The sequence below is a fragment of the Photorhabdus machadonis genome, assembly GCF_052657765.1.
Window position 1 is genome coordinate 2,370,545 of sequence record NZ_CP199761.1, and the last position, 13,058, is coordinate 2,383,602.

Below are 13,058 nucleotides of genomic sequence, written 5' to 3' on the forward strand. Positions count from 1 at the left end.
TAATGGCAATATTGTTGCAAAAATCAAAGGTGATGAAGGCTGCTGGTATGTCACTGGTAGTGTTATTGGCAGCGTGTTCTGGTGACCAAAGTTATAAGCGTCAGATCAATGATGATGACACGTATCTTGAAACACCTCCTCTGAAAGCGCTGAATGTTCCTGCGGGTATGATATTGCCATTACAGAATGGTGAATATGATATTCCTCCAACAGCATCTAAAGGATTGGTTGGGAAAGAGCTTGATATTCGCCCACCATCGCAGGCATTGGCCCTGTTGAGTGGTTCCCGTGCTGAAAATAGTGTGAAGAGCAGCAAATTGTTGCTTGAAAACACGTCTGAGAATAGCAACTTGTGGTCGCAGGTTAATAATGTTCTGCTGAAAAAAGGTTACAAGGTTAGCCAGCGCGATGATGCTGGTCAGACATTAACAACCGACTGGATTGAATGGCTGCGTGCAGATGAAAATGTTCCATATCAGGTTCGTTATCGCATCAGTGTTGCACATCAGGGCTATCAGATTGAATTATCCATTGCTAATGAAGGTCTGAGACAAGGCGATCAACCAATAACTGATCCTATCGAAATCCAACGTTATAACGCCCTGATGCTCAATGAATTGATCGAAGGTGTGAACCAGCAGCGTGAACGGATTAGCGATAATACAGCAGCCCGTAATTTGGGGCCATTAGATGTACAGAGTGGTGGTGATACTTCTGGGTTACCTCAGATGATTGTTCGGGCGCCATATAATATCGTCTGGGATAGGTTACCGGCAGCGCTGGAAAAAGCGGGTATGAAAGTGGGTAGCCGCAGCCGTTCGACGGGTTCTATCACTGTAACTTATAAAGGTCTTAGCGCATCGGACTGGAAATCAATGGGAGTTAATGAACTTTCCATCAGCGAAGGTGATTACAAATTACAGGTTGGTGACTTGAATAACCGAAGTAGCTTGCAGTTTATCAGTGAGAAAGGTAAGCCGTTGACCCAGTCACAAAATGATGAACTGGTTGCAGCATTGAAAGCCGCTTTTAGCCAGACGACAGGATTATAGAATAAATAAAGGGGCGAAATGAATTGCCCCTCTGTTGACAAAGTGCTGGTTTCTTATTCAGCACTTTGATCTCATAAAAACCCGTATAAGAAATGAGCTTGTCCTCTATGCTAAGAAGGGGCCTTCCAGCACAATTTTCCCCAAAAGGGTGTCCTTTGAAGAGCGGGATCTTAAATATCATCTGATCTGTAAAATTGACTCAACTATCAATGCGGGTTGTTTATATACAAAAGACAGACTAGATCTGACAGTCATCATATTTCCGAAAGCGTAAAATCCTGTTATCAAAATAATTGGGTTTGCTTTTCCACTATGAACGATCATCTAACTGATATATTACTGACTGAGCTGGCAACAAAGCTGGGCATGAATAAACTCTCCTTTGATAAAGAAGGGAATTGTTTCTTATTGGTCGATAACACTATACCTATTATCTTACGTCGTCAGGAGGAACATTTAATTATTATTGGTCAGATAAATATGGAAATTCCAGACTCGGCAGATGCGAGTACTCTTCGTTATTTACTCAATACAGCCCTTAATCCATTAAATAATCAGATGCCTGGTATTGGCTGGCATCAGGAACTTGGGGTCGTTGCGTATAGAATATTAACCGTACAGCACCTAACGGCCAATAGGTTGGAAGATAAATTGTCTGAATTTATTACCTGGGTAAATGAATTTCCAACATCACTATCACAAAAAAATATCCCACAACCATCTTATGATAGGAGAATGATTTATGATCGAGTTTAAGAATCTTGCTGTATTACAAAATGCCCCATTACAAAGACAAGAACAGGTTCGTAATGAAGGTAAACTGCAAATTTCTGGTCGTGAATATCATATTAATGCAGATCTGCAACAGGTTTTGCGTACGCACCCAAAAAGTGATCACTTTGCCCGTTTCTTGGAAGGGGTAAGTAAATTTTTCTTAAGTGGCAGTAGCGCCTCCGTAGCCAAAGAGGCGACTAAAACCCTCTTTTCTACAGAGGGGGCGCAACAACAGCGTCTCCAGAGTACAGACGCGGTCAGCCATGCCCGTATGTTGTTTAAGGATGGTAGTCTACGGACATCGGAACAAGTGCTGGAGAGATTAAAAACAGCAGATACCCATAAAATGACGGAAGCAATGTTGGCTGAACATTCTCTTTTGTTACAGCGTGCTATGTCAGAGTCACTACTGAATACAGAAACGGGTAAAAAATTACAGGATCTGATGGGGAACCAGGCAACAGCTCAACTGACCAGTAAACTGGTTGCCCCTGAGCAGTCTTTTGTCAGCTTTGAACAATTACGTAAGCAGCCTTCGGCTTCTGGCGCTGTCGCTAGTCTGGAGCCAATTTTGATGATGGAAGAAAAGAATTTGCTGGCAGCCCAACAGCATCAAGAGGCAATAAAAGGCCAAGATCTTAACCAAGGTATTTATGCGGAAACCCTTTCTGAAGATTTTTATAACTCAGGCAAGTTAACTGATGATGTTGACAGAGCGGCCGCTTGGATTCTCAAGGCATCTACTTCAGGTGGTAATGAATGGAGTAACTTCACGGCGCTACTGAAGGAGTATACCTATAATGAAAAGGATTTAACGGATAGCCAAAATCTTAAGGAGCTTCATCATAGGTTGGTTCCAAACATAGAGCGTGATTATCGTGGTCCAGCAATCAGCGGGGGGAGCCTTCCTTCCAGTATAGGTGGTGCGGCGTTGCTGGCACGTCATCTGGAAACTTTGGATAAGGAAGATCCTCAGATTGGGAAACAACTCTTTGCAGCTGTCGTTGGTTTTCATGGTTTCACTGATGGCAATGGCCGGATGGGACGCCTCCTCTATGCGCTGACAGAATTAAGAGCGGGTCAATTCACTCCTATTTCTGTCACTACAGAAAACGCTTTGCATGGCATCCACTAAAAGTGCTGGCTAAAGTGCTGACTTTTTAGCCAGCACTTTGAATTAATAAAAATTCGTACAAAAAACAAATTTACCTCCATGTTAAGAGACTTCCGCGACCATAATTTCTCTCTGAAAGTCTGTCCCTTGAAGAGCTGGTGTCTAAACATCTTTAGAGTTTGCAATAATACCTATAAACAATACTTATCTTTCATGCAAAATATTTGTTGTAATAGTTAATGCGCTAAGTAATGCTCCCCGAGAGAATTTTTGGATTCACAAGAATGGAATTTTATTTACAGGGAATAATGCTGGTTATTTTAATTGGATGAGGAGAAGGCTGTTGGCCTAAAAATTAGTTTGTTTTGTAGACTAATCTGATAACGATAGAAAAAATCGACCTTTTGAACAGGATTTTGTTAGCAATCTGCTTTATTATTTATCTCTGACGTTTATTCAGTAGTAATATTTTGGAGTATATAAAATGCAGAAAAAAGCTGAGTTGTATCGTGGGAAGGCAAAAACGGTGTACACCACTGATGATCCTGATTTGCTGGTGTTGGAGTTCCGTAATGATACATCAGCATTGGATGGCGAACGCATCGAACAGTTTGACCGCAAGGGGATGGTGAATAATAAATTTAACCATTTCATCATGAGCAAACTGGAAGAAGCGGGTATCCCGACACAAATGGAACGTCTGTTATCAGACACCGAAGTATTGGTTAAAAATCTGGATATGGTGCCGGTTGAATGTGTTATTCGCAATCGGGCTGCGGGTTCATTGGTCAGACGCCTTGGTGTTGAGGAAGGTGTAATATTGAATCCACCTCTGTTCGATCTGTTTCTGAAAAATGATGCCATGCATGATCCAATGGTGAATGAGTCTTATTGTGAAACGTTTGACTGGGTTAGCAAAGAACATCTGGCTGAGATGAAAAGATTAAGCTACAAGGCTAACGAAGTATTGAACAAATTGTTTGATGACGCTGGTTTGATTTTGGTCGATTTCAAACTGGAATTTGGTTTGTTTAAAGGACAGGTGGTTCTAGGGGATGAGTTCTCTCCTGATGGCTGTCGTTTGTGGGATAAAGAGACTTTAGACAAAATGGATAAAGATCGTTTCCGCCAAAGTCTTGGTGGCCTGATTGAAGCGTATGAAGAGGTAGCGCACCGTATCGGTGTTATTTTGGATTAATTACGCAAACGATTACCTGGGCCGAAAGGCCCTTTTACTGGCATAAATTCATTTTGCTTATAATTCTTTTATTTGTTTTTTGTGACCAAATATTATCCGATAATATGGGTAGTGAATATGGAGAATTCAATATAGAGTAGGCTACCGCCTTATTAGTCATAACCCGCTGAAATTATGGACAATTCAATGTGCGTTAATATTGAATAGGAATTCATTTATATAATCGCTATATATGTGTGGAAATCATTATAATTCGTTGGGATTATTACTGATTTTTTCGCTATTTATGATTCATGGCCTGGAGTCAGTTATTTATTATTCACATTGGTGATATATCTTCCAATTAGGATATTAAATAACCTCACAAAGGTATTGACATTATAGAATAAGATATAAATTTTGTTTTCTTGTGATAGTGTTTATAAAGACTTCAATCAGATAGTGATAAATGCGGATATTTTGCGATAATTGCATTTTGCAATTGTGAACACGATCTTGCTGTTGTAATCGATCTGTTATTAATAATCCCGATGTTGTGAATAACATCCCTAATTCTACTGAGGTGCCATAACCAAAAGATGGAAAAAATCATGTCAAAGAAGTTAACTGTATGGCGGATACTGCTACATAGCGCCACACCATTTAAGGGAACGGTTGTCTGTGCTTTTCTGGCTTTAGCCGTGACATTATCATGTGATCTAAGTGGTCCTTATATTATCAGGAATTACGTTGATAAGGCGACATCAGGAACGACTGCTGATCAACTTATCATGCTGGCAATCATTTATATTTTTATCGCGTCGATTGGTGTGATCGGCAGTCTGGTGACCAGTTATATGAGCACTAAGGCTGGTTGGGGTATTGCTGATACCATCAGATACAAGCTTTTTCATCATGTGATGACAGTTTTACCTGTATTGGAAATAGAACGAAGATCGCAGGGAGAGTTGCTGGAAAATATCGAAGGTAATGCTGACATTATAGGAAAAACGATTTCTAAATCGGGTTTCAAAGCCATTGCTAATTTAGCGATGACACTGGGTACATTGATCATTATATTCAGCGTCATGCCCCAGGCAGGTCTTGCTATGGCTATTGTCGTAGTACTGGTGGCATATGTATTAATTCAATTAACCCGACTTTCTGTTCGTCGCTGGCTCATTGCGCGCAATGAAAAAGCCCGAATCTTTGGTTTTATCGGTGATTCATTACATGCAATGGATGATTTACAGCCATTATCACAGGCGCATTGGCCTGCCACTGCATTTCGTAAGATGCTGTCGGTATTGCTCAAATTTGAACGCAGTGCTTATATTGGCGGCAGAGCGTTCTGGCCAATTACTCAGCTCTTCTTTGCACTGTGTTTCGGTATAGGTTTTGGTTTTGGGCTTCAATTACTTGGTGAGGACAGTTTAAGCATTGGTACATTAACCATGATTTATCTCTACGTTGATAAACTTCGCGAACCGGTGGAGGATATGTCGTCAGAGATAGAGCTGATACAGAAATTATTTGCTGCTTTATCACTGGCGACAAAAACATTAAATGAAGGTGCGCCAGGTAAATCATCAGATAATTTGTTGCCTGATGGTCCTCTTTCTATCCATTTTGATAATGTTGATTTCAGTTATAACGGGGAAGAAGCACAGATTTTGCACGGTGTTAATTTTTACGTCGCTCCGGGAAGCAAAATTGGCATTATCGGTAGAACAGGCGCGGGAAAAAGTACCATTCTTAATTTGATGTGTGGATTTGCGCGACCTGACTCAGGAAGAGTGACCATTGGAAATATTGATGTCTCGACAATTAAACCTGAAGAGTTTGCAAAAAAGGTTTCCGTTCTTAGTCAGCGTTCCCATCTGTTTTCCACAACGCTGCGAGAAAATTTAACGCTGTTCAGTGATGAAATATCTGACAATCAAATTTGGCAGGTTCTCCAGGCGTTGGATGCGCTTGAATGGGCCAGGGCGTTACCTGATGGCCTTGATACGCAGGTTGGCACTAATGGCCGGATGTTGTCGGAAGGTGAAATTCAGATGATAGCGGGTGCCAGAGTGATGTTGCAGCATTGTTCGCTGGTGATTATTGATGAAGGAACATCTCAACTTGATCCTCAGACTGAAGAGAGTTGGCTGAAATTACTTGAAAAACTGAGCCGCAATCGCACCGTAGTGATGGTTGCACATCGTCTTCACACGCTTTCAGCCGTTGATGAAATCATCATTGTTGATGATGGACGGATTCAGCAGCGAATTCCAGAAGCTGAAATCGCAACATTAACGAGCAATCATGGACTCATTGTATGACTATATCCCGTGTATCAACTAAACCCAAAATGTTACCGGCCTTGATTGACCTTGTGAAAAGGTTTGCGCCTCTCTATTTCATCACCATGGTTGTGTGGACACTTATGCATGGTTTTCCTCTATTGGTTGGTTACTTGATCAGCCAGTTACTGGATAGAGCGATGAATGAACCTGCTGACCCTGTGGTCTGGTGGTTGCTTGCCTCTGCGATTGCAACCATGGTCTTGCGATCATTGGTCCTTTTTTTGGGATTAAGCCTGGACTTTACGCTGATCTTTAAAGTCAGTGCTTACCTGAAAGAACGAGTTTTGTGGGGGGTGAGCCATTGTTCCCACAATCAGAGACACACTTTTTCGCAAGGTGATCTTTTGAACCGCATTCGTGATGACAGTGATGAAATAGCGGAATTTCTGAGCTGGACCTCTGATTTTCTCTACCGTGCCTTACTTTTAATTATCGCATTAGTTGTGCTTATCAACACCGACACAATAACCACGCTTGCTCTTATGCCTATGATTGCGGGCCTTTGGATTGGGGCGATACTTAAACGCAAAGTAGGTAATTTACAGCAGAGCAAACGTCAATCTCAGGGAGATATTGCCGGCAAGATTACTGATGTTTTAACGGGTATACGCGATTTGCGCCTTGGCAACAAAATTGAGGGGCAGATTGAGCGATTGTCGCAGAAATTTGTCAGTCGCCGGGCTATTCAAGCCAGACATCAGGTATTTACTGACCTGCTTTCTGGTTTGTTCAAAAATATTGTGATACTTGGAACGTCAGCTGTTTTATTGATAGTCAGTAAACGAATCGTTGATGGCAGTTTTACCGTAGGTAACCTGGCATTATTTTTAACCTATATAGGCTGGATCAGTGAGCAGATATTTTTCTTTGGTCGGGCTGTTGCCTATTACAAAAATGCTGATGTGTGTTATGGGCGAATCAAACAGCTTTTGTTAGATAAAAAAGAGACCAAAGAATATGAGCAAGATGAGAAAGGTGAGGCGCTGCATAGGCTGAGTGTTAATCATCTTACCTGCTCAAATACTCAGCTCCCGATTTCGTTTGAGGCGACGGCTAATCAGATTATTGGCATTGTTGGTGATATTGGAGTGGGTAAAACGACCTTTTTGCGTTACTTGATTGGCTTGGAAAAATCCAGTTCCGGCAGTGTACTGTGGAATAACAGAGAAGTGTTCGGAAATGAAAACTGGTGGCGGAATCCACGTATCGGCTATGCCAGAAAGAAAGCGGGTTTTTTTGGTGGAACGGTAAGACAAAACTTAGCATTGGGTGATACGGATATTAACGATGATGTCATGGTACGGGCTTTGGAGGCGGTAGGTTTGATTCCCGGATCATATGAATTGCCGGAAGGGCTTGATACCGTCATTAATTCTGGCAATGCTGGGCAATTGTCTGGTGGTCAGCGTCAGCGTTTGGCGCTGGCCCGGATGCTATGCCGTCCTGCTGACGTTTATATCGTTGATAACTGTGATTCGTCATTAGATGCAGATACGGCCCGTCGCTTGTGGTCCACTTTACCTGAGCATTGGCCCGGGTTGTGGATTGTTGTTTCATATAATGCCGATCTCCTTGCTAAAGCTGACCATATTGTGACTGTTCAACGACAGAGGGAATTAGTATGAGGCTGGGATAGGCAGTATTTTCCTGGTTGACCAGCCATTCAGAATATTTCTGGGTGGCTGGCATATCGTAGAAGTTAAAGATTCAAAATGACAATGGTGCAGGCTGACTTCTGAAAGGTCCTTTTTATCATATTGTATTAGTAGTTAATACACATTAACTTATATCTATTTTTTTATTTTAATTAATTTGATTTTAATTCAATAAGGTAATATGTCATCTCCTTAGTAATAAATGATAAAAATTATGGCGAATTCAGCGTGCGATTAATTCTAACCAGAAAAGTACTTATATTATCTCTTTGTATCTTTAAAGGTAATTATAATTCAGAATGTTATTGCTGATTTTTACTTCGTTTATATCTAATTGACTGTAATAGGCTGCCTATTAAGATATTTGGTCATAATTTATTGATAATATGCTATGAAACATGCAATCAATAATGCTTATAAATAACGAGAAGATGATAGTTGCTAATGAGGCAAAAGAAGCTAATCATTTGGAATGTTTCTTGATTATTGATATCTTACTGGAAGCTTGTCATCAATAAACATTGAGAATAAATAATTTATTTTTGCAATGAAAATATTGGAAGATGGATTAAATATTCTGGAGGAATCGATGGCAGAGGTTTGTTCAGTGTCAGCTATACCTAAATAAGGTTTCATAATTCCGCTACACATGGTTTTATTCAACTCATTGTTATACATAGGGTTGTTGGTGGATAAGGTGTAGCACCATTTTGGAAAGTTATTTAGCTGAATTAATCAATTTATATCAATAAAATAGGGAAGTAATACTTCTATTGAATTATAAAGTAAACAATAGATTCAAACTGTGGAAATTGATTTTTTATTGTTGTTTTTAAGGTGAGATTTCTATTAATAAGCTACTGGTGTGATTTCAGGTATGAAAATGTGATCCTGTACGCTATTTTATATGTACTTTGATATTGTCCATATATTTGCCAGCTAGGTATGTGGGGTAATTTTAGAAAGGTATTGTGACTGTTTTATTAGGTCAATATTTATAAAGACTTTAATCGTGTAGTGATAAACACGAACATTTTTCGATAACTGTATTTGGTTAAATGCAAACAGATTTTGCTGTTTCGATATGTTATTAATTACAGTAATCTCAGCATTATTTAATGAAAATAATTCTAAGTGTTTGGGGAGTCGGGAATGGAAAAGTTACCTTATGAAGTGATTTGTTCTAAATCGGGCAGAATATCGTTAAAAGATTATTTGGAGAAACATGGGAATGAATATACAGAACTGCTGGATTTGCATGGGGCGATAATTTTTCGGGGTTTTCAACTTGATAGTGTGGATGATTTTCGTCATTCCGTACAAGCTGTGACACCCGATATCATTGATTATACAGAACCTTCGACTCCGCGTACTCAGGTTGCCAGTAAAATATTTACCTCAACCGAATACCCTGCTGATCAACGTATACCACTGCATAATGAGATGTCATATCGTCGTACCTGGCCGCAATATTTATGGTTTTGGGTGCAAACTGCGGCAAAAACAGGGGGACAAACGACACTTGCCGATTACAGGAAAGTTTTGAACCGATTGCCTGCCGAAATAATAAATAAATTTGAAAACAAAGGAGTGGCTTATGAGCGTCGTTATAATACTGGATTTGATTTGACCTGGCAGCATGTTTTCCAGACAGATGACCGAGATATTGTCGAAAATAGATTTTTGGAAGAGGGAATAGAGTTCGATTGGATTGATGAGAATATTCTCTACACAAAACAGGTAATACAGGGAGTTTTAATACATCCACGGACAAGGATTAAAAGCTGGTTCAATCAGGCGAATCTATTTCATCCTTCAAGTTTGAAAGCTGAAATTCGTGCAGCACTGGAGGCTGCATTGGGAAAAGAAAATATTCCACGCATGGCAAAGTATGGCGATGGTTCGCCGATTGAAGAGCAGACATTAAAAGAGATACGTGTCGCTTTGGATGAAGAAACTGTTTATCCGAATTGGCAAAGTGGCGATGTTGCTATAGTTGATAATTTAGCTATTGCACATGGTAGAGAACCATTCATAGGTTACAGAAAAGTTTATGTCATGATGGCTAATCCTATGCACTCAACATTCAATAAATTAAATCAGGAATAAGTTATGGTGGTGATTGATTCTTCTACAACCTGTGCAGATATTTTTAATCATCATGTGATCACGTCAGGTTCAATGATTGCAGTGCGACAAGATGCTCAGTTCTTAACCTATCAAGAACTGGCAAGCCGTGCAGGTGCCGTTGCAGAACAGTTAAGATTCAATGGGATTGGTCAAGGAAATATCGTTGCTACCTTATTAGCGCGCTCTCCTTTGGGGATTATTGTTGCGCTGGCATGTTGGTCCATCGGTGCCGTCTATGTACATATTAATGAGTATGAACCTGAGAATAGAGTTGAAGCTCTTTTGTCTATTGCTCATGCGGATCTGGTAGTGACTGATAATAAGAATGAAAACCGCATTGGTGAGTTTGTTAAGTTGAATGTTGAGAAAACAGCAACTCGATAGGGAGTGTTAGAAATTCTGTGTCATTCCAGTAATATATCTCAAAAAGGAATGATACATGACTCAATCTTTCGATTTCGACAAAGCCCTGAAAGCGCTTCAGGAGGGTCAGGCACTGACCGGTAAGAATGGCATCCTGACCCCATTGATTAAGCAGCTTACTGAAGCCGCTCTGGCTGCCGAACTTGACTCCTATCTGGCTAATGACCTTGAGACTAACCGGAAGAATGGTTCCACCAAAAAGACCATCAAAGCCCCGACCGGTAACTTTGAACTGGCTACACCACGGGATCGTAATGGGACTTTTGAGCCCCAACGGGTTAAGAAGGCACCAGACCACGTTATCAGACGAGATAGAGCGGAAGATTATCCGCCTGTTTGCCCTCGGGATGAGCTACACCGATATCAGCCGGGAAATTGAAGACCTGTACGCCTTCAGCGTCTCTAGCGCCACCATCAGCGCTGTGACAGACAAGGTCATTCCCGAGTTAAAACAGTGGCAGCAGCGCCCGCTGGAAGCCATTTATCCCTTTATCTGGCTGGACGCCATCCATTACAAAATCCGTGAGGAGGGTCGTTACGTGAGTAAGGCTGTCTATACCGTACTGGCGCTCAATCTTGAGGGAAAAAAGGAAGTCCTTGGGTTGTATCTGTCTGAAAACGAAGGCGCAAACTTCTGGCTATCCGTGCTGACAGACCTGCAAAACCGCGGACTGAAAGATATTCTCATCGCCTGCGTTGATGGCCTGACAGGCTTCCCGGAAGCGATCAACAGCATATACCCGCAAACGGAGGTGCAGCTGTGCGTCATTCACCAGATCCGTAACTCCATCAAATACGTAGCTTCAAAGCACCACAAAGCCTTCATGGCTGATCTGAAACCCGTGTATCGTGCGGTCTCAAAAGACGCAGCAGAAAGCGCGCTGGACGAACTGGATGCGAAATGGAGTCAACAGTATCCGGTAGTCATCCAGAGCTGGCGTCGTAAGTGGGGTAACCTGTCGGGTTATTTCCGCTATCCGGCGGACATCCGCAAGGTGATTTACACAACCAATGCCATCGAGTCAGTCCACCGTCAGTTCAGGAAACTGACAAAAACGAAAGGGGCGTTCCCGAACGAAAACAGTCTGATGAAACTGCTTTATCTGGGGCTTCTCAATGCACAGGAAAAATGGACAATGCCAATACAGAGCTGGAATCTAACGCTGTCGCAACTCTATATTTACTTTGAAGGGCGTTTGGATAATGTGATAACGTTGTAACCGCTAAATTAACGTGACACAGAATTCTGAACGCCCTCTGCAACATCGTTAATCTGGAAGTAAACATGTTCGTATTCCTTTAAATAATTCATTCGGTGTTTTCCCACCCCGTGTTTTTCGAGGGCGATTATTTAATCGGTTTACCACAAAATTTATTTCCTGATCAGAGATTTCATTAAAATTGGTTCCCTTTGGAAAGTATTGTCTGATTAATCCATTGATATTCTCATTGATCCCTCTTTCCCAAGGCGAATAAGGGTGAGCAAAGTAAATTTGGGTTTCTAATTCTTCACCGATGATTTCATGATCTGCGAACTCCAAACCGTTATCGAACGTGATGGTCTTAACCTTTTGTTTTAACGGGTATAATACTTTCACTGCCGCTTTCGCGACTTCTGATGCCTGCTTGCTATCAAGTTTAACGATAATTGTATACAGCGTCTTGCGGTCAACCCATGTTAATAAGGCACTTTTTTTATCTTTCCCTATTATCGTATCTCCTTCCCAGTCCCCAATACGTTCTTTTTTATCAACAATTTCCGGGCGTTCATCAATACTGACCCGATTTTTAATTTTACCTCTTCTTTCATAGCGACCATAGCGTTTGCGATAGGGTTTTCTGGCTATTCGCAGATGTTGCCATAAATCACCCCCCTCTCTTTTATCTTGATAAATCAGTCTATAAATCGTCTCATGATGCAAAGATATCCCTTTATGTTGCTTCAAATAATCAGCCACCTGTTCAGGGCAGTATGTCTGGACTTCTTGATTTCTCTTCAATTCTCTGCTGATGGTCGATGGGCTTCGCTTAAGTGACTCCGCAATAAAAAGCTGTGAAAAACCCGCTTCTCTTAAACTGGAAATCGGGTATCTTTCTGTTTCGGTCAGTTGTGTATAGGCCATAGTGCATTTTCCTTTGGCGAGAAAGATGCCTACTATAGCAACTGACCGCCCTTCTGAAAAATTGCACTTATTAGTCGAATCCGCCATATTTGAATAGGAATAATTACTTAATTTCCACCTTAACCAATATTATCGCTAAATCAATAATCGAATATATTAATAGTTCGGGCAGCCTTTTAAACTGAATGTTTTGTTCTTTTCAGCTTGGCTAACTGTTTAACGTTGCGGACCAATCAATTGAGTTTCAAGACATGAAATG

9 protein-coding genes and 1 pseudogene are annotated in these 13,058 nt (G+C 41.0%); 9 read left to right on the forward strand and 1 reads right to left on the reverse strand.

The window, feature by feature from the left end; genetic code table 11:
• Positions 1 to 2 precede the first annotated feature (2 nt).
• The 9 genes and pseudogenes from bamC (at position 3) to ACUN2T_RS11355 (ending at position 11,896) form a co-directional block, all read left to right on the forward strand.
• Positions 3 to 1,052, forward strand: a complete 1,050-nt coding sequence (gene bamC / locus ACUN2T_RS11315) for an outer membrane protein assembly factor BamC (protein ID WP_445497540.1) — start codon at positions 3 to 5, stop codon at positions 1,050 to 1,052.
• Between the two features lie 312 nt (positions 1,053 to 1,364).
• Positions 1,365 to 1,808 (forward strand): type III secretion system chaperone, encoded by a 444-nt coding sequence (locus ACUN2T_RS11320; protein ID WP_445497541.1) that lies wholly within the window; start codon positions 1,365 to 1,367, stop codon positions 1,806 to 1,808.
• Entirely contained in the window at positions 1,795 to 2,961 is a 1,167-nt protein-coding gene (locus ACUN2T_RS11325) for a VopS family T3SS effector adenosine monophosphate-protein transferase (RefSeq protein WP_445497542.1), read from the forward strand. The genes ACUN2T_RS11320 and ACUN2T_RS11325 overlap by 14 nt, the downstream gene beginning before the upstream one ends.
• Positions 2,962 to 3,424: 463 nt before the next feature.
• On the forward strand, positions 3,425 to 4,138 hold the full coding sequence (gene purC, locus ACUN2T_RS11330; RefSeq protein ID WP_445497543.1) for a phosphoribosylaminoimidazolesuccinocarboxamide synthase: 714 nt from the start codon (positions 3,425 to 3,427) through the stop codon (positions 4,136 to 4,138).
• A 590-nt stretch (positions 4,139 to 4,728) separates the two neighbouring features.
• Complete coding sequence (locus ACUN2T_RS11335) at positions 4,729 to 6,444, forward strand: ABC transporter ATP-binding protein (protein ID WP_445497544.1); 1,716 nt, start codon at positions 4,729 to 4,731, stop codon at positions 6,442 to 6,444.
• A complete protein-coding gene (locus ACUN2T_RS11340; protein ID WP_445497545.1) occupies positions 6,441 to 8,093 on the forward strand; it encodes an ATP-binding cassette domain-containing protein in 1,653 nt (550 codons plus the stop codon). The genes ACUN2T_RS11335 and ACUN2T_RS11340 overlap by 4 nt, the downstream gene beginning before the upstream one ends.
• A 1,182-nt stretch (positions 8,094 to 9,275) precedes the next feature.
• Entirely contained in the window at positions 9,276 to 10,232 is a 957-nt protein-coding gene (locus ACUN2T_RS11345; protein WP_445497546.1) for a TauD/TfdA family dioxygenase, read from the forward strand.
• Between the two features lie 9 nt (positions 10,233 to 10,241).
• Positions 10,242 to 10,637 (forward strand): AMP-binding protein, encoded by a 396-nt coding sequence (locus tag ACUN2T_RS11350; RefSeq protein WP_445497547.1) that lies wholly within the window; start codon positions 10,242 to 10,244, stop codon positions 10,635 to 10,637.
• Positions 10,638 to 10,692: 55 nt separating this feature from the next.
• A pseudogene (locus tag ACUN2T_RS11355) lies at positions 10,693 to 11,896 on the forward strand (IS256 family transposase).
• 48 nt (positions 11,897 to 11,944) lie between these two features.
• Here ACUN2T_RS11355 and ACUN2T_RS11360 read toward each other — a convergent pair.
• On the reverse strand, positions 11,945 to 12,799 hold the full coding sequence (locus ACUN2T_RS11360; protein ID WP_445497548.1) for an IS30 family transposase: 855 nt from the start codon (positions 12,797 to 12,799) through the stop codon (positions 11,945 to 11,947).
• Positions 12,800 to 13,058 lie beyond the last annotated feature (259 nt).

Coding starts and splice junctions, on each gene's coding strand:
- bamC (WP_445497540.1), top strand. CDS start 3: ATGGCAATATTGTTGCAAAAATCAAAGGTGATGAAGGCTGCTGGTATG.
- ACUN2T_RS11320 (WP_445497541.1), top strand. CDS start 1,365: ATGAACGATCATCTAACTGATATATTACTGACTGAGCTGGCAACAAAG.
- ACUN2T_RS11325 (WP_445497542.1), top strand. CDS start 1,795: ATGATCGAGTTTAAGAATCTTGCTGTATTACAAAATGCCCCATTACAA.
- purC (WP_445497543.1), top strand. CDS start 3,425: ATGCAGAAAAAAGCTGAGTTGTATCGTGGGAAGGCAAAAACGGTGTAC.
- ACUN2T_RS11335 (WP_445497544.1), top strand. CDS start 4,729: ATGTCAAAGAAGTTAACTGTATGGCGGATACTGCTACATAGCGCCACA.
- ACUN2T_RS11340 (WP_445497545.1), top strand. CDS start 6,441: ATGACTATATCCCGTGTATCAACTAAACCCAAAATGTTACCGGCCTTG.
- ACUN2T_RS11345 (WP_445497546.1), top strand. CDS start 9,276: ATGGAAAAGTTACCTTATGAAGTGATTTGTTCTAAATCGGGCAGAATA.
- ACUN2T_RS11360 (WP_445497548.1), bottom strand. CDS start 12,799: ATGGCCTATACACAACTGACCGAAACAGAAAGATACCCGATTTCCAGT.